This window comes from Sanguibacter hominis ATCC BAA-789 (assembly GCF_012396185.1).
GTDB classification, from domain to species: domain Bacteria; phylum Actinomycetota; class Actinomycetes; order Actinomycetales; family Cellulomonadaceae; genus Flavimobilis; species Flavimobilis hominis.
Map to the genome: position 1 here is coordinate 43,875 of NZ_JAAXOW010000002.1, position 21,659 is coordinate 65,533.

The following is a 21,659-nucleotide window of genomic DNA, read 5'->3' on the forward strand; positions in this document are numbered from 1 at the left end:
CGTCAGCGGACCGACGAGTCCCAGCGCCACCGTGTGCGACGCGGCTGGTCGCCGAGAGCGATCCGCCCCGTGCACCAGAGGAGCCGCTGCCCGGCGGGTTCGGAGGCGAGGGAGTCCGGGACGTCCGGGAAGAGTCGCGCGAGGACTGCGGCCGACATGTCTTCGGGGAGGTCGACGCTCTGGCCCGTGAGACCGATCTGGACGTCGTGCGCGTGCACGAGGATCTCGAGGACGCCCATCGCGGCGAAGCCCTCCGCGTCGGACAGCCCGAAGGGGTGGAAGGCGCGCGCCTCGGGGCCTGCTGACGCGACCTGCGTCGCGAGGAGCGCCGCCGAGGCCCGCAGCGCCTCGGACAGGCCGAGCGGACCGCTCTCGGGGTCGACGTGCGCGATCTCGTCCTCGCCGCGTGGTCCGACGAGCGGGACGTAGGCGAGCGGCGCCTGGGCGGCGAGCTGGAGCGCGTAGGCGATCAGGTCGTCGATCACGTGCTCGACGGCGCGCCAGCACGTCCAGGCGAGGGTGCCTGCGTAGCGCGAGAGGTCCTTCTCGGGCGCGTTCTCGAGCTGGGAACCGAACCATGCGGCGGCCGCCACGACGTCCTCCCCCGAGATGCGGTCGGCGAGGGCTGCGCCGGGCGCACGGGACGGTGGAGGCGTGATCACCTCTCGACAGTAGGTCAAAGTGATGGGATGACCCGGGTCGGGACGGGAGTTCGCGCCGAGGTGTTATCAGGCCGAGACCGTTCCGAGACGTTTCGCCCCGAGTCGTCCGTGCGGGTCGGCGGGGGAGAGGCCGCACGGACGGCGCTGGTTTTGACCCGTGGCGATCCTCAGGTAGTGTTCTTCCTCGGGACAACCCCTGGAAAACGGGTCAGTCACGTGGTGCGCAAGCGTCGCGAGGGCTGGCGACGGACTGGTGGGTTACCCCCTTGGGGTATGGTGTAATTGGCAACACAACGGTTTCTGGTACCGTCATTCTAGGTTCGAGTCCTGGTACCCCAGCTGCGAGAGCGGCACGATCCTGCGGATCGTGAGCGCTGTCGTGAAGCGTGACAACCTCGGTTCGATCGCAGTTCTAGCCCCCGTCGTCTAGCGGCCTAGGACGCCGCCCTCTCACGGCGGTAACACGGGTTCAAATCCCGTCGGGGGTACGTCTGAGCCCGACCGCCATCTGGCGGTCGGGCTTTTTCGTGCGCCAACACGCAGCGGGAGAGCCGTGGCGCGCATCACAGGTCGACGATTGGCATTCAGCCCCGGCGTCTGTGTAATGTTCCTACCCGGCGCACAGCGCAGGCCGAATGGTCAGCGCGAACGTCGGTCCGGCCCCCGTCGTCTAGCGGCCTAGGACGCCGCCCTCTCACGGCGGTAACACGGGTTCAAATCCCGTCGGGGGTACAGCGCAAGAGGCCCGGTCATCTCACGATGACCGGGCCTCTTCTGCGTGGTGGATCGGGACGGGCGGGCTCAGCTCGCCGCGCGGCGCAGGACCTCGGTGAGGCGGTTGGCGGCCGCGACGACCGAACCGGCGTGCAGGCGCCCAGGCTGGCGGCTGAGGCGCTCGACGGGCCCGGAGATCGACACGGCTGCGACGATACGGCCCGAGGGGCCGCGGACCGGGGCGGAGACGGACGCGACGCCCGGCTCACGCTCGCCGACGGACTGGGCCCAGCCGCGACGACGCACGCCCGAGAGGATCGTCGCGGTGAACTTGGCGCCCTGCAGCCCGCGGTGCAGGCGGTCGGGCTCCTCCCATGCAAGGAGGATCTGGGCGGCGGAGCCGGCCTGCATCGTGAGCGTCGCGCCGACGGGGATCGAGTCGCGCAGACCGATCGGGCGCTCTGCCGCAGCGACGCAGATGCGCTGGTCGCCCTGGCGGCGGTACAGCTGCGCGCTTTCACCGGTATGATCGCGCAAAGCCGTCAGGACAGGGTTGGCTGCGGCGAGCAGCCGATCCTCACCTGCGGCGGTCGCGAGCTCGTTGAGACGCGGCCCCAGGACGAACCGTCCCTGCATGTCGCGTGCCACGAGGCGGTGGTGCTCGAGGGCGACGGCGAGGCGGTGGGCCGTGGGCCTGGCCAGATGAGTCGCTGCCACGAGCTGTGCGAGCGTCGCCGGGCCGGCCTCGAGAGCACCGAGAACCGAGGCGGCCTTGTCCAGCACGCCAACTCCGCTAGAATTGTCCATAGGACGATATTGCAGTCTCGAAGGCTGAGACGCAAGTGCAGAGCACGGCGAGTCGTCGCAATTCTTGAGCCGCTCCCTCGCGCGAGGGAGCGCTGCAGTGATCGAGAGGACGCACCATGGCGGGGACGCTGGCAGAGAAGGTTTGGGACGCACACCTCGTGCGTCGTGGGAGCGACGGCGCGCCGGACCTCCTCTACATCGACCTCCACCTCCTGCACGAGGTGACGAGCCCCCAGGCATTCGAAGGGCTCCGCCTCGCAGGCCGTCAGGTCCGCCGCACCGACCTGACGATCGCGACCGAGGACCACAACACCCCGACGCTCGACATCGACCTGCCGATCGCGGACCTCACGAGCCGTACGCAGATCCAGACGCTGCGCAACAACGCCCAGGAGTTCGGCGTCCGCATCCACTCGCTCGGCGACGCCGACCAGGGGATCGTGCACCAGGTCGGGCCGCAGCTCGGCCTGACGATGCCGGGCCTCACCGTCGTCTGCGGCGACTCGCACACCTCGACGCACGGCGCTTTCGGTGCCCTCGCGTTCGGCATCGGCACGAGCGAGGTCGAGCACGTCCTCGCGACGCAGACCCTCCCGCTCGCTCCGTTCAAGACGATGGCGATCACGGTCGACGGCGAGCTGCCCCCCGGCGCCACGTCGAAGGACATCATCCTCGCGATCATCGCGAAGATCGGCACCGGTGGCGGCCAGGGCTACGTGCTCGAGTACCGCGGCGAGGCCATCCGCAAGCTCTCGATGGAAGCGCGGATGACCATCTGCAACATGTCGATCGAAGCCGGCGCCCGCGCCGGCATGATCGCGCCCGACGAGACGACGTTCGAGTACCTCAAGGGCCGCCCGCACGCGCCCGAGGGCGCCGACTGGGACGCCGCCGTCGAGTACTGGAAGACGCTGCGCACCGACGACGACGCGACGTTCGACGCCGAGGTCGTGTTGCACGCCTCCGACCTCGAGCCGTTCATCACGTGGGGCACGAACCCCGGCCAGGGCCTCCCGCTCTCCGCGAACGTCCCGGTCCCCGAGCTCATCGCCGACGAGAACGAGCGCGTCACCGCCGAGCGTGCGATCGAGTACATGGGTCTCGTCCCGGGCACCCCGCTGCGCGACATCAAGGTCGACACGGTCTTCATCGGCTCGTGCACGAACGGCCGTATCGAGGACCTGCGGTCCGTCGCCAAGGTCCTCCGGGGCCGCACGAAGGCCGACGACGTGCGCGTCCTCGTGGTGCCCGCCTCCGCACGCGTCCGCCTCCAGGCCGAGGCCGAGGGCCTCGACAAGATCTTCCTCGACTTCGGTGCGGAGTGGCGCAACGCCGGCTGCTCGATGTGCCTCGGCATGAACCCCGACCAGCTCGCCCCGGGCGAGCGCGCTGCGTCGACGTCGAACCGTAACTTCGAGGGCCGCCAGGGCAAGGGCGGGCGCACGCACCTCGTGTCTCCGCTCGTCGCCGCAGCGACCGCGATCCGCGGCACGCTGTCCTCGCTGTCCGACCTCGACCTGCCGGCCGACGTCGACCTGACGTCCTTCGACGGGACGCCGCTGGCGCCGCTCGACCCGAACGTCCTCGTTCAGGTCTGACCGCCGCACGCCGAGAACCCGAAGGGACCAGTTCCATGGAGAAGTTCACCACCCACACCGGTGTCGGAGTGCCGCTGCGTCGCAGCAACGTCGACACGGACCAGATCATCCCCGCCGTGTACCTCAAGCGGGTCACGCGCACGGGCTTCGAGGACGCGCTGTTCGCCGCCTGGCGCGGCGACGAGTCGTTCGTCCTCAACCAGCCTGCTTACGCGAACGGCAGCGTCCTCGTGGCGGGCCCCGACTTCGGTACGGGCTCGTCGCGCGAGCACGCCGTGTGGGCCCTCAAGGACTACGGCTTCAAGGCCGTCCTGTCCTCGCGCTTCGCCGACATCTTCCGCGGCAACTCGGGCAAGCAGGGCCTCGTCGCTGCGATCGCCGCGCAGGAGGACATCGAGCTGCTGTGGAAGGTCCTCGAGAACGAGCCGGGCACCGAGGTCACCGTCGACATCGTCGAGCGCACGGCGTCCGCCGGCGACGTGACCGTGCAGATCCACCTGGACGACTACACGCGCTGGCGCCTCATGGAGGGCCTCGACGACATCGGGCTCACGCTCCAGCACGAGGACGAGATCAAGGCGTTCGAGGCGAGCCGCGAGGCGTGGCGTCCCAAGACCCTGCCGGCGAAGCACCTGCCGAAGGTCGACATCGAGGCCGCGCGACCGGTCGACGCCTGACACGATCGACGACGCCGGGTGCGTCCTCCAGGAACATCGGAGGGCGCACCCGGCGTTCGTCATGTCGGCACGCGCCCTTCCTCGGGCGATGCACGGGCCCGTGCACGAACTCCACACGACTCGTTCCCACCAACAGGCGAACCCGAACCGAGCGATAGGCGACGATAGGACAATGAACGATCTCCTCACGGTCAACGGCGGCACGCCGCTCAACGGCACGATCACCGTCCGCGGCGCCAAGAACTTCGTGTCCAAGGCGATGGTCGCCTCGCTCTTGGGGGAGGGGCCGAGCGAGCTGCGTAACGTGCCGCTCATCCGCGACGTCGAGATCGTGTCCGGCCTGCTCGAGCTCCACGGGGTCCACGTCGACTACGACGCGGCTGCAGGCGTGCTCCGTCTCGACCCGTCGAACGTCGAGTCTGCTCACGTGGCGGACATCGACGCGCACGCCGGGTCGAGCCGCATCCCGATCCTGTTCTGCGGCCCGCTCCTGCACCGCCTCGGTGAGGCGTTCATCCCCGACCTGGGTGGCTGCCGCATCGGCGACCGGCCGATCAACTACCACCTCGACATCCTGCGCCAGTTCGGTGCCGTCGTCGACAAGCGCGCCCAGGGCATCCACCTCACCGCCCCGAACGGCCTGCGCGGCACCAAGATCTCGCTGCCGTACCCGAGCGTCGGTGCGACCGAGCAGCTCCTGCTGACCGCGGTCCGTGCCGAGGGCATCACCGAGCTGTCGAATGCGGCGATCGAGCCCGAGATCATGGACCTCATCAACGTCCTGCAGAAGATGGGCGCGATCATCTCGGTCGACACCGACCGCGTCATCCGGATCGAGGGCGTCGAGAAGCTCCGCGGCTTCCGGCACACGGCTCTCGGGGACCGGATCGAGGCTGCCTCATGGGCCTCGGCGGCTCTCGCGACGGGTGGAGACATCGTCGTCAAGGGCGCGACCCAGCCCGAGATGACCGCGTTCCTCAACACCTTCCGCAAGGTCGGCGGGGAGTTCGAGGTCGAGGACGACGGCATCCGCTTCTACCACCCGGGCGGCGAGCTGCGCTCGATCGTGCTGGAGACCGACGTGCACCCCGGCTTCATGACCGACTGGCAGCAGCCGCTGGTCGTCGCGCTGACCCAGGCGTCAGGACTGTCGATCGTCCACGAGACCGTCTACGAGAACCGCTTCGGATTCACCGACGCCTTGCGCGGCATGGGCGCGAACATCCAGGTCTACAAGGAGTGCCTCGGCGGGCGGCCCTGCCGCTTCGGCCAGCGGAACTTCTACCACTCCGCCGTGATCTCCGGCGCGACGCCCCTCGAGGCGGCCGAGATCGAGGTGCCGGACCTTCGTGGCGGCTTCTCCCACCTGATCGCTGCGCTCGCCGCGAAGGGCACGTCGAAGGTCCGCGGCATCGGGCTCATCGACCGGGGCTACGAGTCGTTCACGGACAAGCTCGCAGCGCTCGGCGCAGACTTCAGCCGCGACTGACACCCGCCCCGCCCGGCACCGCCGACGGTAGGATCGCTCCTCGTGACGATCGCTCATCCCGCCAGCAGGACGTACCGCGCCATCGCGGCCGTCGTCAGGCCGTTCCTGTTCTCGATCACGAAGCGTGACTGGAGAGGCGGGGAGCACCTGCCGTCCTCCGGCGGCTTCATCGCGGCGGGCAACCACATGTCGAACATCGACCCGCTGACGTTCGCGCACTTCCTGTACGACCACGGCCACGCTCCGCGCGTCCTCGCGAAGGCGTCGTTGTTCACGATCCCGGTCGTGGGCACGCTGCTCCTGCGCACCGGACAGATCCCCGTGCTGCGCAACTCGTCGGCGGCCGCGCACTCCCTGACGACCGGCGTCGAGGCGCTGCGTGAGGGGTCGTGCGTCGCGGTGTTCCCCGAGGGGACGCTCACGCGCGACCCGGACCTGTGGCCGATGGTCGCGAAGACGGGTGTCGCCCGGCTCGCCCTCGAGGCTCGCGTGCCGGTCGTCCCGATCGCGCAGTGGGGGATGCAGAACATCCTCCCGCAGTACTCGAAGAGGTTCCGGCCGCTCCCCCGCAAGCTCGTGAGCGTGTGGGCAGGACCGCCCGTCGACCTCGATGACCTTTACGACCGGCCTCGTGACGCGGCGACGCTCCACGAGGCGACGAACAGGGTCATGGACGCGATCACGGCCCTCCTCGAGGAGATCCGTCAGGAGAAGGCGCCGGAAGGTCGCGTGGACCCGCGGACGGGTGATCGTGTCCCGCAGCGCGCAGCGGACGCACCAGAGCAGACCACGACCGAGAACGAGCCCGACAGCACCCGTCCGTCGGGCGACGAGGAGAACCCGCATGACTGAGCCCCTGACGACCGAGCCGACGGCGACCACCGAGCCCCGCCTCCGGGCTGCCGTCCTCGGCTCGGGGGCCTGGGGCACGACCTTCGCGATGGTTCTCGCCGACGCCGGTTGCGACGTGACGATCTGGGGCCGCAGCCAGCAGGTGTGCGACCAGATCATGAGCGAGCACCGCAACTCGCGGAACCTCCCGGGCATCCGGCTGCCGGAGTCGATCCGGGCGACGACCGATGCGGCCGCTGCGCTCGACGGCGCGGAGCTCGTGGTCATCGCCATCCCGTCGCAGAGCGCCCGCGAGACGCTCACGGCGCTCCGCGCCGACGTCCCGGACGGTGCCGTCGTCGTCTCCCTCATGAAGGGCGTCGAGCTCGAGACCGACCGCCGCATGAGCGAGGTCGTCGCCGAGGCGCTCGGTATCGACGACGCCCGCGTCGTCGTCGTGTCGGGTCCGAACCTCGCTCGTGAGATCGCGGAGCGTCAGCCGACGGCGACGGTCGTTGCCGGCACGGACGCCGCAGCGACCTCGCTCGTCGCGCGGGCGTGCTCGACACCGTACTTCCGTCCGTACACGAACGCCGACGTCGTCGGCGTCGAGCTGTGCGGCGCGGTCAAGAACGTCATCGCGGTCGCGGTCGGTATCGCGCAGGGTTGCGGCTACGGCCTCAACACGACCGCGACGGTCATCACGCGCGGTCTCGTCGAGATCACCCGGCTCGGCCTCGCGCTCGGCGCGAACGTCGAGACATTCCCCGGCCTCGCGGGCATGGGCGACCTCATGGCGACGTGCGCGTCGCCCCTCTCGCGCAACCACACGCTCGGCAAGCACATCGGTGCGGGTCTCACGCTCGACGAGGCGATCACCGCGACGGGCGGCACCGCCGAGGGCGTGAAGTCGTCACGCTCGGTGCTCGAGCTCGCTCGCGCCCACGGCGTCGAGATGCCCATCACCGCGGCGGTCGCGGGCGTCCTGCACGAGGGGCTGCCCGTCGAGGAGATGGCGTCGTCGCTGCTCGCACGGCCGAAGCGCGCTGAAGGGCTCTGACGCCCAGTCTGCGCCCGTCGGCGGGTACGGCCAGCGGCCTCGGTCCGCCGGGCGACGCCTGCGTCAGAGCAGGGTGCGCAGCGCTGCGTCCAGGTCTGCCCACAGGTCCTCGACGTCCTCGACGCCCACGCTCATGCGCAGCAGGTCCTCCGGCACGGTGAGCGACTCGGTCGCGAACCGCCGACGCCGCTCGAGGCTCGACTCGACACCTCCGAGGCTCGTCGCCGGCACCCACAGGCGGAGGGCCTCGACGACCCGGTCCGCGCCGTCGGCCCCGCCGACCGGCCGGAGGCCGATGATCGAGCCGTAGCCCTCCATGAACTTCGTGGCGCGCTCGTGGCCGGGGTCGTCGGGCAGGCTCGGGTGCCGCACGTCGACGACCGCTGGGTGGCCGTGCAGGCGTACCGCGATCTCGGCGGCGTTCGCCTGCGAGCGCTCGACCCTCAGCGCGAGCGTGCGCAGCCCGCGCAGGGCGAGCCACACCTCGAACGGTCCGGCGATCGCGCCGTGCAGCGTCCGGTAGGCGCGCACGGCGTCGACGATCGCGGCGTCGCGCGAGACGACGACACCGAGGACGACGTCCGAGTGCCCCGCGAGGTACTTCGTCGCGGAGTGCACGACGACGTCGGCACCCATCTCGAGCGGTCGCTGGACGAGCGGCGTCGCGAACGTGCTGTCGACCGCGACGATCGCGCCCGCGGCGCGACCCGCAGCGGCGAGCGCAGGGATGTCCGCGACCTCGAGCATGGGGTTCGTGGGGGACTCGACCCACAGCAGGTCGGCGCCCTCGAGCTCCGCGACGACGGCGTCCGTGTCGTCGATGTCGACGCGGACGACGGTCGTGCCGTAGCGCGCCGCGAGGTCGTCGAACAGGCCGAGCGTGACCTGGTAAGCGTGCCGCGCGACGACGATGCGGCCACCTGCGGGGACGAGCGACGCGACCGCCGCGATCGCGGCCATGCCCGACGACATCACCACGCCCGGCAGGTCCGTGGACTCGAGCGACGCGACGGCCTCCTCGAACGGCTCCCACGTCTCGGTGCCGATCCGCGCATAGAGCTTCTCGCCCGGTCCCTGGACGCCGCGGGAGACGTACGTCGAGGACAGCACGACGGGCGGGTTCACCGGGTCGCCCTGCGCGCGGCCGGGGCGCCCGACGACGACGGCGCGGGTCGATGCGGCGAGCGAGTCCTGAGGATGGGCGGCTGCGTGCGGCTCGGTCATGCGCCAGAGCGTACGCCGCAGCGCTCCCGCCCGTCGCCGGTGTCCGTGGCCGGTCCGGCGGGTACGCTCGTGCGTGATGGACACGAACGCACCGGCGCCAGGCGCCGCCCCGACCACTGCTGTCTCGCCCGTCCCCACCCCGCAGGAGCCGCGTCGTCGCGTCATGGTCCTGTTCGGCGGGCGCTCGGGCGAGCACGCGATCTCCTGCGCGACGGCGGGCGCCGTCCTGCGCGCGATCGACCGGGACCGCTGGGACGTCGTCCCGGTCGGCATCACGACGGCGGGCCAGTGGGTGCTCGCGGTCGACGACCCGGACCGCTGGGCCATCACCGACGGCACGCTGCCGTTCGTCCCGGGCTCGGACGGCGACGTCGTCCTGCCCATGGCGTCGGGGGAGCGCACGCTCCAGGTGATCGAGCCGGGCCAGGTCCCGTCGGCGATCGGCGACGTCGACGTGGTGCTGCCGCTCCTGCACGGTCCGTTCGGCGAGGACGGCACGCTCCAGGGTCTCCTCGAGATGTCCGACGTGCGCTACGTCGGTGCGGGCGTGCTCGCGTCGGCGGTCGGCATGGACAAGGACTTCATGAAGATCGTGCTCGCGGGACGCGGGCTGCCGGTCGCGCCGTGGACAGTCATCCTCCCCGGTCAGTGGGAGCGGGACGAGGCGGGCTGCCGCGCTGAGATCGACAAGCTCGGGCTGCCCGTGTTCGTCAAGCCTGCACGCGCCGGTTCGAGCCTCGGGATCACTCGGGTCGCCGACCTCGCCGACCTGCCCGCAGCGATCGCGGAAGCCAGGCGCCACGACCCGAAGGTCATCGTCGAGCAGGGCGTCGTCGGTCGTGAGATCGAGTGCGCCGTGCTGGGCGGCCGCGCGGGGGACCGCGCTCGTGCCTCCCTCCCGGGCGAGATCGTCGTCCACGGGGACAAGCACGCGTTCTACGACTTCGAGGCGAAGTACCTCGACGAGTCGTCCGTCGAGCTGACGTGCCCGGCCGACCTGGCACCCGAGCTGGTCGAGCGTGTGCGCGAGCTCGCGGTGCGCACGTTCGAGGCCGTCGGTTGTGAGGGTCTTGCCCGCGTCGACGTGTTCGTGACCCCCGAGGGCGACGTGATCGTCAACGAGATCAACACGATGCCCGGCTTCACGCCGTTCTCGATGTACCCGCGCATGTGGGAGCGCACCGGCCTGCCCTACGGCGAGCTGATCGACGAGCTGATCGAGCTCGCGCTCGAGCGTCCGACGGGTCTGCGCTGAGCCGGCAGGTCGCGGCTGAGCAGGCCCGTCGCGGGCTGAACCGGTCGGAGCCGGCTCAGTAGCAGTGCCGCGACTGCGGCGCGAGGCTCACCGCACGGTTGAGGTCGACGACGGGGGCTGTCGCGACGCCGTCGGGCACGGTCACCTCGACGGCCGGGACCCGGCCGTACGTCGTGAAGACCCACGAGCCCTCGTCCTCGTCCTCGACGACGAGCCAGTCGACGCTCGTGCCGGACACGTCCTCGATCGCCTGGCAGGCCTCGGTCGTCGGGCCGGGCGGCTCGACGCCGCACCGCAGCGTGATCGCGCTGCTCTGCGTGCCCCACGCGGTCGTCGCCTGGCTCGTGGTGCGCAGGCGTTCGGCGCCGCCGAGCTCCTCGGGCAGCGCGAGCACGATCGACGCGCACAGCGGGTCCGTCGCGTCCGGCGCCACCTCGACCGTGATCGTCGGCGTGCAGGCGCCGAGAGTGACGAGGCCGACGGCGGCAGCGGCGCCCGACCAGCGTCGGGCGCGTGGAGACCGGGCAGGGGAGCGGGGGGCGAGCGACGGCACGCCACCACGGTACCGGGCTGCGCTGCGCTAGCGTGACCGGGTGCATCCGAACCCCTCCGACGCGCCCGCCGCCACCGTCGCAGACCTGTCTGAGACCGAGCTGCTCGCGCGGATCTTCCCGCTGCTCGCCCCGGCGAACGCGACGATCGTGGGACCAGGGGACGACGCGGCGGTCGTGGCGTCGCCCGACGGCCGGACGGTCGTGTCGACGGACGTCCTCGTGGAGGACCGTCACTTCCGGCGCGAGTGGTCTTCTGGCTACGACGTCGGGTGGCGCGCAGCGATGCAGAACCTGGCCGACGTCGCGGCGATGGGGGCCGTGCCGACGGCGTTCGTGGTTGCGCTCGCTCTGCCCGGTGATGTCGAGGTGGGCTGGGTCGAGGACCTCGCGCGCGGGTTGTCGGACGCCGCAGCCCCGTGGGGTGCCGGCGTGGTCGGGGGCGACCTGAGCGGCGGACCTGCCACCGTCGTCGCCGTCACGGTGCACGGATCGCTCGAGGGACGTGACCCTGTGCTCCGCTCAGGCGCACGACCGGGGGACGTCGTCGTGCATGCGGGGGTGCGCGGCCGCTCTGCGGCCGGGCTCGCGCTCCTGTCGGCCGGGCTGGGCGCAGCAGGGAGCCGGGATCTCGACGCGGTGCGTGCAGGCTACCTTCGCCCGGTCGCGGCCGTCGACGCCGGGCTCGCCGCCTCGCGAGGGGGTGCGCGAGCGATGATCGACGTGTCGGACGGCCTCGTGCGCGACGCGCGCCGTCTCGCGGCGGCGTCGGGCGTGACGCTCGCGCTCGACGAGCCGCTCGACGTGTTCGCGGACGAGGCGGCGCTCCTCGCTCCGGCTGCCGCGTCGCTCGGCGATCCCGCGCTCGTGCGGGCCTGGATCCTCACGGGGGGTGAGGATCACGGGATGCTCGCGGTTCTGCCGCCCGACGTCGAGCTGCCGCCGGGGTTCCGTGCGATCGGTGCGGTCCTCGATCGGGCTGAGGACGAGGTGCTCGTCGCTGGCCAGCCGGCGTCACGGGGCGGGGGCTGGGACCACTTCGGAGGGACCGCGCGCACCTGACTGCGAGAGCTGCCGCGCGTCAGGTGGTGGGCCGGACGTACCTGACCTCGGTCAGGGCGATCCCGCCGAAGGGTTCACGACGTTCGACGCCGTCGGGCACGAGGCCGTTGCGCCGGTAGAAGTGGCGGGCGCGCTCGTTCTCCTCTATGACCCAGAGCGAGAGCCGGACCTGCTGAGGCGCCGCCGCGAGCACGGTGCGCAGGAGCGTGCGCGCGATGCCCTGGCCCCATGCGTCGGGGTCGAGGTAGATCGAGTACAGCTCGAGGTCACCCCGCTCGGCGTCCTCGTCGCGTGCGGGGCCGAGCGTCGCGAACCCGAGGACGTCGGTGCCGTCGCTCGTCGCGATCCACGTCGTGACGTCCGGGTCGCCGAGGAGGGCTGCGACGCGGTCGTAGCGGTCCGCAGGGTCGAGAGAGGCGAGGTACTCGGCTGAGACGATGCCCGTGTAGGCCTCGCGCCAGGAGGCGACGTTGACCTCGGCGATCTGCCGTGCGTCGTCGAGGGTCGCCGGTCTGATGATGAGGTCGTCGCTGTCCGTCATAGAGTCAGACTGCCATCGAATCGGTCATGCGCCAACCGGTCGATGGCAAAGCGCAGGGAAAGGCGGGTCCTGTGCGCGTGCGGACGGCGGCGTCATCACGCACGAGAGCCCGCGAACCGTGCGGTTCGCGGGCTCTCGTCGAAGCGGTGCGGCTCAGGCGGGGCGCTGGACCTTGCCGGCCTTGAGGCATGAGGTGCACACGTTGAGGCGCTTGGGGGCGCCGTTCACGATCGCGCGCACACGCTGGATGTTCGGGTTCCAGCGGCGCTTGGTGCGCACGTGCGAGTGCGAGATGGAGTGCCCGAAGCTCGGGCCCTTGGCGCAGACGTCGCAGTTGGCGGCCACTGTCTCTCCTGAAAGTCGTGCAACGCCGCATCTGCGGCGAAAACCTGGTCGGTGGGTGGCGCGGCCCTGGGCGACCACAAGGCCGTCCGGAGCGCACGCAGGTGCCGAGTTCAACCCGGGCAACCTGGATAGAGTACCTGAAGACGTGCCGGGACCTCAAACCTCGGCCGCACAGATGCCCGCGCGTCACGTGTCACCCTCGTCACACGGCGTCGCCAGCACGGCCGCGTCGGTGGTTCGTGGCATCGTGGTCGAGGTTCGCACACAGGCGGCGAGCCGGACGAGCGGGAGGAGAGCGGTGACGCAGGACGTGGCGTTCGACGCCGGAGCCGTGCGGGCCTGGGCCATGCTCGCGTCCGAGGCGCTCGCTGGCGCGAGGGACCGTATCGACGCTGCGAACGTCTTCCCGGTCGCGGACTCGGACACGGGCACCAACCTCTGGCTGACGATCAGCGCGGGCGCCGCGGCGATCGACCTAGCTGAGCAGGACGCCGCGGGCGCTCTCGAGGACTTCGCGCAGGGAGCGCTCCTCGCGGCGCGCGGCAACTCCGGGATCATCGCGAGCGAGCTGCTGCGCGGGATGGCCGTCTCCCTGCTCGCCGAGGGCTCGTCGTCGGCTGCGGGCGCCCGGGTGGCGCGTGCCCTGCGCGCAGGAGCCGACGCGGCGCACGCCGCGGTCGCAAGGCCAGCCCCCGGGACGATGCTCACCGCTGCGGCTGGCGCGGCGACGGCCGCGGAGCACGTGGCCACGGGCGCGCCGGACGACGTCGTCCGCGTCGCCGAGGGCGCGCTCGCGGGCGCACGCGCGGCCGTGCTCGGTTCGCCCGAGCAGCTCGAGGTGCTCGCGCGGCACGGCGTGCTCGATGCAGGCGCCTACGGCCTCACGCTCGTGTTCGGCGCCCTGTGCGCTGCAGTCACCCGGACGGACCTGGCCGAGGACAGCCCGGGGGAATCCGTCGGGCTCCCGCCCCGGCTCGTGATCTCCGGCGGACGCGACCCCGAGCCGTCCGCGCCGCCGGTGCACGGCCACGGGAGGTGCGACGACCCGGACGGCGAGTTCGAGGTCATGTACGTCGTCGAGGCGGCCCCCGAGTGCGGCTCCGACGTCGCGCGCGGACTGCGTGCCGGCCTCGAGGAGATCGGTGAGTCCGTCGTCGTCGTGGGCGGCAACGGGCTGTGGCAGGTGCACGTCCACACCGACGACCCGGCCGCGGCTCTCGCCGCGGCTGGCGTCGCCGCGCTGAGACAGGTCCGGATACGGAGCCTCGTGGCGCGGCCGGCCGAGGCCGAGGGCGCCCTGCGGTCTGGCGTCGTCGCGGGCGTCCGCAGCCCTGCTCTCCTCGCGGAGACGGCTCGGAGCGGGGCCGTCATCCTCGCGCGCACCGACCGGTCCTGGGCTCCCGACGAGCTCCGTCGCGTCCTCGAGGACGCGGCGAGCGACCGTGTGGTCGCGATCCTGCGCCAGGACTCGACCTCGACCCTGCGGCGCACGCTGCACCGCCTGCCCGGTCTCGCGGTCGACACGATCGTCGTGCCCGACGACCTGCATGTCGTCGCGGCGCTCGCCGCGCGCGAGGAGGCTCTCGGCAGGGGCGCCGACGACGACGAGGCGCTCGTCGCGATGCGCGGCGCGGTCGGCTCGCTCACGTGGGGACGGGCTGACGCCGCCGACGCGGACGTCCTCGTCGACGACCTGGTCGCCCGCGCGCCCGAGCGGGAGGTCGGTCTCGCGATGCTGCTCGTCGGGGCGCACGTGCCCACGGCGACCGTGACCGCCGCGAGCGACCGTCTCGCGTCCGGGCTCGGTGCCGAGGTCGTGACCCTCCCCTCGGGGCATGCGGACGCTGTCGTCCGGGCGGGGACGCTGTGACGTTCGATCCCGACGCGCCGCTCGAGCGGCTCGTCGGCAAGCGCACCGCCGACGGCCTGGCGACGCTCGGCCTGACGACCGCGGGGAGCCTCCTGCGCCACTACCCGCGCCGTTATGCCGAGCCGGGCGAGCTCACCGACCTCGGATCGCTCGAGAACGGCGCGCACGTGACCGTCATGGCGCGCATCGTCTCGACGACCGTGCGGCAGATGCGGGCACGTCACGGCGCCCTCCTCGAGACGCGCGTCACGGACGGGTCCCGCGAGCTGAGCCTCACGTTCTTCGGGAAGTCCTCAGGGTTCCTGCGCAGCCACGAGAGCAGGCTCGTCCCGGGGCGCACCGGCCTGTTCTCCGGGACCGTCCAGCTCTACCGCGGCGCGCCGCAGCTCACGCACCCCGACTACTGGTTCCTCGACGAGGACGAGGAGTCCGCCGAGGAGGCGTTCGAGCGGACCGTCCGGCCGAGCCCCATCTACCCGGCATCGACGCGCATCGCGTCGTGGAAGGTCGCGAACGCCGTCGGCGTCGTGCTCGGCCCGCTCACGGCCGCCGACCTTCCCGACCCGGTGCCAGCCGCCCTCCTCGCACGGCACGGGTACCCGTCGCTCTTCGACTCGCTCACGAGCATCCACACGCCCGCGACGGTCGCAGACGCCCACAAGGCCCGGGCCCGGCTGCGGTACGAGGAGGCGCTCGTGCTGCAGGCCGAGCTCGTTCGGCGTCGTGCGCTCACCGTCGACCTGCCGGCCAGAGCCCGTCCGCGCTCCGGCGGTGGCACGCTCCTCGCCGACTTCGACGCCGCGCTGCCCTTCGCACTGACCGCCGGCCAGCGCGAGGTCGGCGAGGAGATCGCCGCCGACCTCGAACGGCCCCACCCCATGCAGCGGCTCCTGCAGGGCGACGTCGGGTCAGGCAAGACGGTCGTCGCGCTGCGCGCGATGCTCCAGGTCGTCGACGCGGGAGGCCAGGCAGCGCTGCTCGCACCGACCGAGGTGCTCGCGGCGCAGCACGCTCGGACGATCACCGCGATGCTCGGGCCGCTCGCGCACGAGGGGATGCTCGGCGGCGCGGACCACGCGACGCGCGTCACCCTGCTCACGGGCTCGCTCGGCGCCGCGGCCCGCAAGGAGGCGCTCCTCGATGCGGCGTCCGGCCGCGCCGGGATCGTCGTCGGCACGCACGCGCTCCTCGGCGAGAAGGTCCAGTTCGCCGACCTCGGTCTGGTCGTCGTCGACGAGCAGCACCGCTTCGGTGTCGAGCAGCGCGACGCGCTGCGCAACCGCGCCGAGGTCGCGCCCCACATGCTCGTCATGACCGCCACCCCGATCCCGCGCACCGTCGCGATGACCGTCTTCGGCGACCTCGAGGTGTCGACGCTCACCGAAGTCCCGGCCGGGCGCACCCCCGTGACGACGCACGTCGCGCTCGCGGACCGGCCGCGCTGGATGGCGCGCGTGTGGCAGATCGTCCGCGAGCGCCTCGACGCGGGCGAGCTCGCGTACGTCGTCTGCCCGCGCATCGACCCCGACGACGCGAACCCCGCGGACGACGACGGCGGCGAGCCGATGGTGACGGACGAGAGCGCGGGCGCCCGCCCGCCTCTGCGGGCGGTCCTCGAGGTCGCGGAGCAGCTGGCCGCGGAGCCCGCGCTGCGCGGTGCGTCGATCGGCGTCATGCACGGGCGCCTCGCGCCGTCCGACAAGGACCGTGTGATGACGGACTTCACGCAGGGCCGCTCGCCGGTGCTCGTCTCGACGACCGTGATCGAGGTCGGTGTCGACGTCCCTGCCGCGACCGTCATGGTCATCTTCGACGCGGACCGGTTCGGCATCTCCCAGCTCCACCAGCTCCGCGGCCGCGTCGGCCGTGGCGACCGCCCGGGGACGTGCTTCCTCGTGACGTCCGCCGAGGAGGGGACGGCGTCGTTCGAGCGTCTGACGCGGCTCGCCGCGACGACCGACGGCTTCGAGCTCGCGCAGCTCGACCTCGAGACGCGCAGCGAGGGCGACGTCCTGGGGGCGTCGCAGTCGGGCCGCGGGACGTCGCTGCGGCTGCTGCGGGTCGTCCGCGACGCGGACGTCATCGCGCGCGCGCGTGCTGACGCCGAGGAGCTCGTGGGCGAGGACCCGACGCTCGAGACCTGGCCGGGGCTCGCGGCGGCCGTGCGGGCGCGTCTCGCCGAGGTGGACCCGGAGTTCCTCGAGCGAGCCTGACGCGCGGCCCACGGGCCTCTACCCTGGGAGGGTGACGAGAATCGTGGCCGGCTCCGCCGGAGGACGCAGCCTGCGGGTGCCGCCGAAGGGCACCCGACCCACGAGCGAGAAGGTGCGCGAGGCGCTCTTCTCCCGTCTCGAGCACCTCGACGTCGTCGACGACGCGCGCGTGCTCGACCTGTACGCAGGATCGGGTGCCCTCGGCCTCGAGGCGGCGAGCCGGGGTGCGGCACACGTGACGCTCGTCGACTCCTCGCGCCAGGCCGTCGAGGTGTGTCGCCGCAACGTCCGCGAGCTCGGGCTGACGGTGGTCTCGGTCGTCCTCGACCGTGCGGAGCGGTTCGTCCTCGACGTGCCCACGGCGCCGTGGGACCTCGTCCTGCTCGACCCGCCGTACGACGTCCCGGAGGGTGTCGTCGACGCAGTGCTCGAGGCGCTCGCCGTTCCGGAGATGCTCACGCCCGGCGCGATCGTCGTCGTCGAGCGCTCGAAGCGCTCGGCTCCGCCGACGTGGCCGACCGGCTGGGAGGCGCTCACCCACAAGGACTACGGGGAGACGAGCGTCTGGCTCGCGGGGCCTGCGGAGGACGACACCCCGGCCTGAGTGGCCGCGTCGCCGCACGCTCGCACCCCGTGCGACCGCGAGCACCTGTACTACCGTGACAACGTGACTGTCGCCGTCTGCCCCGGGTCGTTCGACCCCTTCACGCTCGGCCACCTCGACGTGGTCCGCCGCGCTGCGTCCCTCTTCGACGTCGTCGTCGTGGGCGTCGCCCGGAACTCCGCGAAGAACGCGCTCCTCGACCCTGAGACGCGGGTCCGGCTCGCGAGGGAGGCCGTCGCGGACCTCCCCAACGTGCGTGTCGACGTGGTCCCGGGGCTGCTCGTCGACTTCTGTCGCGAGGTCGGGGCACGGGCGATCGTCAAGGGCCTGCGTGGAGGCGCAGACCTCGACGCCGAGACGCCGATGGCCCTCATGAACCGGCATCTCGTCGGCGTCGAGACCGTCTTCGTCATCGGCGACCAGTCCCTCGCGCACGTCGCCTCGTCGATGGTCAAGGACGTCGCCCGCTACGGCGGCCCGGTCGACGACCTCGTTCCGTCCGGCGTCGCGGACGCCGTCCGTGCCGCACTCGCCGCTCGTACCCAGGAGGCCGGCCGATGACCGACGACACCCAGCAGCAGGACCCGCTCGCGCTGCTCGACGCCCTCACCGACATCGTGCACAGCGCCCGCGCCATGCCGATGTCGGCGTCCGTGCTCGTCAACCGTGCTGAGATGCTCGACCTCCTCGACCAGGTCCGCGCCGCGCTGCCCGAGCAGCTCTCGCGCGCCGACGAGGTGCTCTCGGAGGCGGACCAGCGGCTCGCCGACGCCGAGGAGCAGGCTGAGCGCATCATCGCGGCCGCCCGGGCACGAGCCACCCAGCTCGTCACGCAGGAGCAGGTCGCCGTCCAGGCGCAGGCGCACGCCCACGAGCTCGTCACGCGGGCGCAGGAGGAGACGACGCAGATGCGCCTCGAGGCCGACGACTACTGCGACCGCAGGCTCGCCGAGTTCGAGATCGACCTCGGCAAGGTCCTCACGCAGGTGCAGGCCGGCCGTGCACGCCTCGCCGAACGGCTCGACGAGGGCGCCGGCAGATAGCAGGACTGCGAGACCTGGCACACGGTCCACCAGGTGCGACGGCGTCAGGCCACTAGGATGGGGTGTTCTCCGGTGGACCCGGAGGACGAGGCAACCGAGCAGGAGTGAGAACCGTGGACACCAGAACGCCTGACCGTCGATCCCCCTGGGTCGTCGACGTTCACGACCTGTCGCACCGTCCCGGGTCGATGCGCACCCTGACACGGACCGTCCCTGCTCCTGCCGAGCTCGGCAGCGGTGTCATCGGGGTGCCGGAGGGCGACGAGCTCGAGCTCGACCTGCGTCTCGAGTCGGTCATGGAGGGCGTGCTCGTGACGGGCACGGTGATCGGCGAGGCTGTCGGCGAGTGCGTGCGCTGCCTCGACGAGGTCCGCCAGGACCTCGACACGGATCTCACCGAGCTGTTCGTCTACCCGGAGCGCGCGGCGGCGGCCGCAGCGGAGGGGGACGACGAGGAGGCCGACGAGGTCTTCGAGGTCCGCGACGAGCTGCTCGACCTCGAGCCTGTCGTGCGCGACGCCGTCGTCATGTCGCTGCCGTTCCGCCCGTTGTGCCAGCCTGACTGCCGCGGACTGTGCTCCGAGTGCGGCGTGCGCCTGAGCGACTCGGGCAACGAGGATCACCACCACGAGTCGATCGACCCGCGCTGGAAGGCGCTCCAGGGCCTGCCCGCGCTCGGCGAGGAGGGCGAGGGGAGCGACGCCGAGGAGACGGACCGGTGAGCGTCACTGCCCGTCCCACTCCCGCCCAGCTCGCGGAGACCCTCGGGGTCGAGCTCGACCCGGACATCCTGGTGCTCGCCCTGACGCACCGCAGCTTCGCTCACGAGGCGGGCGGCATCCCGACGAACGAGCGCCTCGAGTTTCTCGGGGACTCGGTCCTCGGCGTCGTGGCGACCGAGGCGCTCTACCGCCGCTTCCCGGACCTGCCCGAGGGCGAGCTCGCGAAGATGCGGTCGGCGGTCGTGTCGCAGCGCGCGCTCGCCGAGGTGGCGCGGACGCTCGACCTGGGCTCGTACATCCTCCTGGGCAAGGGGGAGACGCGGACGGGCGGTGCCGACAAGGACTCGATCCTCTCGGACACGGTCGAGGCGATCATCGGCGCGGTGTACCTGAGCCACGGCCTCGAGACCGCGCGGACGTTCGTGCACTCGCTCGTCGACCCGCTGCTCGCGACCGCAGCTGGTCTCGGCGCGGGACTCGACTGGAAGACGAGCCTGCAGGAGGCGGCCGCGGAGCAGGCGCTCGGCGTCCCGCACTATGAGTCCGTCGCCGAGGGGCCCGACCATGCGCGCGTGTTCACCTCACGCGTCCGGCTGAGCGGCGAGGTGCGGGGGATCGGCACCGGGTCGGCGAAGAAGCACGCCGAGCAGCAGGCTGCCGAGGCGGCCTACCGCTGGGTCACCGGGCAGGATGCCTGAGCTTCCCGAGGTCGAGACAGTCCGGGACGGGGTCGCGCGGCACGTCGTCGGCGGTCGTGTCAGCGACGTGCAGGTGTTCCGGGACTACTCCGTGCGCCGGCACGTCGGTGGCCCGGTGGATCTCGCGGCCCGCCTCGACGGCGCGCGGCTCGAGGGCGCGGTGCGCCGGGGCAAGTACCTCTGGGTGCCGCTGTCCGCCGGGACGGAGCCGACGGGGGAGGCGCTGCTGGTCCACCTCGGCATGAGCGGCCAGCTCCTCGTAGCTCACGCGGACGACGGTGCGCCTGCGCATCGGCACCTGCGGGTCCGCATGCGCGTCGAGATGCCCGACGGCGACGTGCGGCACCTCGACTTCGTCGACCAGCGCACGTTCGGTCACCTCGCGGTCGAGGAGCTCGTCCCGACGAGCGACGGGCGTCCCGGCGGGCTCGGGACGGACGTCGCAGCGCTGCCGCGCTCGGTCGCGCACGTCGGGCGCGACCTGCTGGACCCGAGCCTCGACGAGCGCGACCTGGCGGCTCTCGTGGCGCAGGTGCGGCGTCGGACGAGCGGGATCAAGCGCATCCTGCTCGACCAGACCCTGAGCTCCGGCGTCGGGAACATCTACGCGGACGAGGCGCTGTGGCGCGCCCGCGTGCACCCCGAGCGGCGCGGCGACGCGCTGCGGCCCGGGCAGGTGCGCGACGTGCTCGAGTCTGCCCGCGCCGTCATGTCCGCGGCGCTTCGAGCCGGCGGGACGAGCTTCGACTCGCTCTACGTCAACGTCAACGGCGAGTCCGGGTACTTCTCCCGCAGCCTCGAGGCGTACGGCCGTGCGGGCCAGCCCTGCTCGCGCTGCGGTACGCCGATCGAGCGGATGAGCTTCATGAACCGTTCCTCGCACGTGTGCACGCGCTGCCAACCTCGTCCGCGCGGCGTGCACCCCGCCTGATCTGCTCGGCGTGTGCCGTGCGCCGCGGCATGAGCCGCGGCGAAGGATCGGTACCATAGTCCTATGCGAGCGACCAACGCCCCTGAGCCGAGCGCCGGACCGATCACCGTCATGATCGTCGACGACCACGAGGTGGTCCGTCGTGGGATCGCCGAGGTGGTCGACCGGTCTGAAGGTCTCAGCGTCGTCGCTGAGGCCGGGTCGGTCGCCGAGGGCCAGCGCCGCGCGGCGCTCGTCCAGCCCCAGGTGATCCTCGTCGACCTGCAGCTCCCCGACGGGACGGGCATCGACCTGATCCGCCGCCTGGCCACGTCCGGGTCGTCGGCCCGCGCGATCGTGCTCACGTCGTTCGACGACGACCGCGCGCTCGCCGAGGCGCTCGACGCGGGCGCCGCCGCGTACCTCCTCAAGAGCGTGCGCGGTGCTGAGATCTCCGACGTCATCCACGCTGTCGCAGCGGGACGCGTCCTGCTCGACGAGCGCACCGTCACGCGTCGGCGCGCCGAGCACGAGGACCCGACCGCGGACCTCACGCCGAGCGAGCTGCGCGTCGTCGACCTCATCGGCGAGGGCCTGTCGAACCGCGAGATCGCGGAGAGGCTCTCCGTCGCTGAGAAGACCGTGAAGAATCACATCACCTCGCTCCTCGCGAAGATGGGGCTGCAGCGACGCACTCAGGTCGCCGCGTGGGCCGCCGGTCGCAAGAACCGCGAGTGGTCGACCGACCCCCACTGACCTGCAGCACCCCGACGAGAGGTACGA

Annotated in this window: 22 protein-coding genes and 3 tRNA genes; 19 read left to right on the top strand and 6 right to left on the bottom strand. The window is 72.0% G+C overall.

Translation table 11 applies throughout. The features are described from left to right. Positions 1–2: 2 nt before the first annotated feature. A complete protein-coding gene (locus tag HF995_RS06710; protein WP_168447069.1) occupies positions 3–662 on the bottom strand; it encodes a hypothetical protein in 660 nt (219 codons plus the stop codon). Positions 663–929: 267 nt separating this feature from the next. Here HF995_RS06710 and HF995_RS06715 point away from each other — a divergent pair. The 3 genes from HF995_RS06715 to HF995_RS06725 all read left to right on the top strand — a co-directional run bounded on the left by HF995_RS06715 (position 930) and on the right by HF995_RS06725 (position 1,394). Next, positions 930–1,001: transfer RNA gene (locus tag HF995_RS06715), tRNA-Gln, on the top strand. 76 nt (positions 1,002–1,077) lie between these two features. Beyond that, positions 1,078–1,150 (top strand) — tRNA-Glu (locus HF995_RS06720). Positions 1,151–1,321: 171 nt separating this feature from the next. Continuing rightward, positions 1,322–1,394 (top strand) — tRNA-Glu (locus HF995_RS06725). 69 nt (positions 1,395–1,463) lie between these two features. On the opposite strand, the gene HF995_RS06730 is transcribed toward HF995_RS06725, so the two are convergent. Continuing rightward, positions 1,464–2,183, bottom strand: coding sequence for an IclR family transcriptional regulator (locus HF995_RS06730; protein ID WP_098458778.1), 720 nt, complete (start codon positions 2,181–2,183; stop codon positions 1,464–1,466). A gap of 116 nt (positions 2,184–2,299) precedes the next feature. Here HF995_RS06730 and leuC point away from each other — a divergent pair, with 116 nt between their 5' ends. The 5 genes from leuC (at position 2,300) to HF995_RS06755 (ending at position 7,838) form a co-directional block, all read left to right on the top strand. Further along, positions 2,300–3,781 (top strand): 3-isopropylmalate dehydratase large subunit, encoded by a 1,482-nt coding sequence (leuC, locus tag HF995_RS06735; protein WP_168447070.1) that lies wholly within the window; start codon positions 2,300–2,302, stop codon positions 3,779–3,781. Between the two features lie 35 nt (positions 3,782–3,816). Then, positions 3,817–4,458, top strand: a complete 642-nt coding sequence (gene leuD / locus HF995_RS06740; RefSeq protein ID WP_168447071.1) for a 3-isopropylmalate dehydratase small subunit — start codon at positions 3,817–3,819, stop codon at positions 4,456–4,458. Positions 4,459–4,630: 172 nt separating this feature from the next. Then, positions 4,631–5,947 carry a UDP-N-acetylglucosamine 1-carboxyvinyltransferase gene (murA, locus tag HF995_RS06745; RefSeq protein WP_168447072.1) on the top strand — a complete coding sequence of 439 codons (1,317 nt, stop codon included), beginning with the start codon at positions 4,631–4,633 and terminating at the stop codon, positions 5,945–5,947. 42 nt (positions 5,948–5,989) lie between these two features. Then, positions 5,990–6,799 (top strand): lysophospholipid acyltransferase family protein, encoded by an 810-nt coding sequence (locus HF995_RS06750; protein WP_168447073.1) that lies wholly within the window; start codon positions 5,990–5,992, stop codon positions 6,797–6,799. Beyond that, positions 6,792–7,838 (top strand): NAD(P)H-dependent glycerol-3-phosphate dehydrogenase, encoded by a 1,047-nt coding sequence (locus HF995_RS06755; RefSeq protein ID WP_168447074.1) that lies wholly within the window; start codon positions 6,792–6,794, stop codon positions 7,836–7,838. The genes HF995_RS06750 and HF995_RS06755 overlap by 8 nt, the downstream gene beginning before the upstream one ends. 63 nt (positions 7,839–7,901) lie before the next feature. Here HF995_RS06755 and HF995_RS06760 read toward each other — a convergent pair whose 3' ends face one another. Beyond that, the gene (locus HF995_RS06760) at positions 7,902–9,062 is read right to left on the bottom strand and encodes a trans-sulfuration enzyme family protein (protein WP_168447075.1); all 1,161 of its coding nucleotides are present in this window, start codon (positions 9,060–9,062) and stop codon (positions 7,902–7,904) included. Positions 9,063–9,138: 76 nt separating this feature from the next. On the opposite strand from HF995_RS06760, the gene HF995_RS06765 reads away from it, so the two are divergent. Further along, positions 9,139–10,317 (top strand): D-alanine--D-alanine ligase family protein, encoded by a 1,179-nt coding sequence (locus tag HF995_RS06765; RefSeq protein ID WP_168447076.1) that lies wholly within the window; start codon positions 9,139–9,141, stop codon positions 10,315–10,317. 55 nt (positions 10,318–10,372) lie between these two features. On the opposite strand, the gene HF995_RS06770 is transcribed toward HF995_RS06765, so the two are convergent. Beyond that, complete coding sequence (locus tag HF995_RS06770) at positions 10,373–10,870, bottom strand: DUF3515 domain-containing protein (protein ID WP_168447077.1); 498 nt, start codon at positions 10,868–10,870, stop codon at positions 10,373–10,375. A gap of 40 nt (positions 10,871–10,910) precedes the next feature. Here HF995_RS06770 and HF995_RS06775 point away from each other — a divergent pair, with 40 nt between their 5' ends. Further along, positions 10,911–11,930, top strand: a complete 1,020-nt coding sequence (locus HF995_RS06775; protein ID WP_168447078.1) for a thiamine-phosphate kinase — start codon at positions 10,911–10,913, stop codon at positions 11,928–11,930. A 19-nt stretch (positions 11,931–11,949) separates the two neighbouring features. Here the strand turns inward: HF995_RS06775 and HF995_RS06780 are convergent, their stop codons facing one another. Further along, positions 11,950–12,471 (bottom strand): GNAT family N-acetyltransferase, encoded by a 522-nt coding sequence (locus tag HF995_RS06780; protein WP_168447079.1) that lies wholly within the window; start codon positions 12,469–12,471, stop codon positions 11,950–11,952. A gap of 153 nt (positions 12,472–12,624) precedes the next feature. Next, positions 12,625–12,816, bottom strand: coding sequence for a 50S ribosomal protein L28 (rpmB, locus tag HF995_RS06785; protein WP_098458786.1), 192 nt, complete (start codon positions 12,814–12,816; stop codon positions 12,625–12,627). 298 nt (positions 12,817–13,114) lie between these two features. Here rpmB and HF995_RS06790 point away from each other — a divergent pair, with 298 nt between their 5' ends. The 9 genes from HF995_RS06790 to HF995_RS06830 all read left to right on the top strand — a co-directional run bounded on the left by HF995_RS06790 (position 13,115) and on the right by HF995_RS06830 (position 21,632). Then, positions 13,115–14,686, top strand: a complete 1,572-nt coding sequence (locus tag HF995_RS06790; RefSeq protein WP_168447080.1) for a DAK2 domain-containing protein — start codon at positions 13,115–13,117, stop codon at positions 14,684–14,686. Continuing rightward, entirely contained in the window at positions 14,683–16,899 is a 2,217-nt protein-coding gene (locus HF995_RS06795; protein WP_168447081.1) for an ATP-dependent DNA helicase RecG, read from the top strand. Before HF995_RS06790 ends, HF995_RS06795 begins: the two co-directional genes overlap by 4 nt. 31 nt (positions 16,900–16,930) lie before the next feature. Beyond that, positions 16,931–17,503: a 16S rRNA (guanine(966)-N(2))-methyltransferase RsmD gene (gene rsmD, locus HF995_RS06800; protein WP_168447082.1), complete on the top strand. Its 573-nt coding sequence runs from the start codon at positions 16,931–16,933 to the stop codon at positions 17,501–17,503. A 63-nt stretch (positions 17,504–17,566) separates the two neighbouring features. Continuing rightward, positions 17,567–18,064: a pantetheine-phosphate adenylyltransferase gene (gene coaD, locus HF995_RS06805; protein WP_168447083.1), complete on the top strand. Its 498-nt coding sequence runs from the start codon at positions 17,567–17,569 to the stop codon at positions 18,062–18,064. Next, complete coding sequence (locus HF995_RS06810; RefSeq protein ID WP_168447084.1) at positions 18,061–18,546, top strand: hypothetical protein; 486 nt, start codon at positions 18,061–18,063, stop codon at positions 18,544–18,546. The genes coaD and HF995_RS06810 overlap by 4 nt, the downstream gene beginning before the upstream one ends. 188 nt (positions 18,547–18,734) lie before the next feature. Then, positions 18,735–19,268 (top strand): YceD family protein, encoded by a 534-nt coding sequence (locus HF995_RS06815; RefSeq protein WP_168447085.1) that lies wholly within the window; start codon positions 18,735–18,737, stop codon positions 19,266–19,268. After that, positions 19,265–19,966 (top strand): ribonuclease III, encoded by a 702-nt coding sequence (gene rnc / locus HF995_RS06820; protein ID WP_168447086.1) that lies wholly within the window; start codon positions 19,265–19,267, stop codon positions 19,964–19,966. The genes HF995_RS06815 and rnc overlap by 4 nt, the downstream gene beginning before the upstream one ends. After that, complete coding sequence (gene mutM / locus HF995_RS06825) at positions 19,959–20,897, top strand: bifunctional DNA-formamidopyrimidine glycosylase/DNA-(apurinic or apyrimidinic site) lyase (RefSeq protein ID WP_168447087.1); 939 nt, start codon at positions 19,959–19,961, stop codon at positions 20,895–20,897. Before rnc ends, mutM begins: the two co-directional genes overlap by 8 nt. A gap of 63 nt (positions 20,898–20,960) precedes the next feature. Then, positions 20,961–21,632 carry a response regulator gene (locus HF995_RS06830; protein ID WP_168447088.1) on the top strand — a complete coding sequence of 224 codons (672 nt, stop codon included), beginning with the start codon at positions 20,961–20,963 and terminating at the stop codon, positions 21,630–21,632. The last annotated feature ends 27 nt before the right edge of the window (positions 21,633–21,659 follow it).

Bases quoted from the DNA above. Each gene is read 5' to 3' on its own strand.
- HF995_RS06830 (WP_168447088.1), top strand. From the start codon at position 20,961: ATGCGAGCGACCAACGCCCCTGAGCCGAGCGCCGGACCGATCACCGTC.
- HF995_RS06810 (WP_168447084.1), top strand. From the start codon at position 18,061: ATGACCGACGACACCCAGCAGCAGGACCCGCTCGCGCTGCTCGACGCC.
- leuD (WP_168447071.1), top strand. From the start codon at position 3,817: ATGGAGAAGTTCACCACCCACACCGGTGTCGGAGTGCCGCTGCGTCGC.
- HF995_RS06765 (WP_168447076.1), top strand. From the start codon at position 9,139: ATGGACACGAACGCACCGGCGCCAGGCGCCGCCCCGACCACTGCTGTC.
- HF995_RS06755 (WP_168447074.1), top strand. From the start codon at position 6,792: ATGACTGAGCCCCTGACGACCGAGCCGACGGCGACCACCGAGCCCCGC.
- HF995_RS06780 (WP_168447079.1), bottom strand. From the start codon at position 12,471: ATGACGGACAGCGACGACCTCATCATCAGACCGGCGACCCTCGACGAC.
- HF995_RS06815 (WP_168447085.1), top strand. From the start codon at position 18,735: ATGCGCACCCTGACACGGACCGTCCCTGCTCCTGCCGAGCTCGGCAGC.
- HF995_RS06730 (WP_098458778.1), bottom strand. From the start codon at position 2,183: ATGGACAATTCTAGCGGAGTTGGCGTGCTGGACAAGGCCGCCTCGGTT.
- murA (WP_168447072.1), top strand. From the start codon at position 4,631: ATGAACGATCTCCTCACGGTCAACGGCGGCACGCCGCTCAACGGCACG.
- HF995_RS06760 (WP_168447075.1), bottom strand. From the start codon at position 9,062: ATGACCGAGCCGCACGCAGCCGCCCATCCTCAGGACTCGCTCGCCGCA.
- mutM (WP_168447087.1), top strand. From the start codon at position 19,959: ATGCCTGAGCTTCCCGAGGTCGAGACAGTCCGGGACGGGGTCGCGCGG.
- leuC (WP_168447070.1), top strand. From the start codon at position 2,300: ATGGCGGGGACGCTGGCAGAGAAGGTTTGGGACGCACACCTCGTGCGT.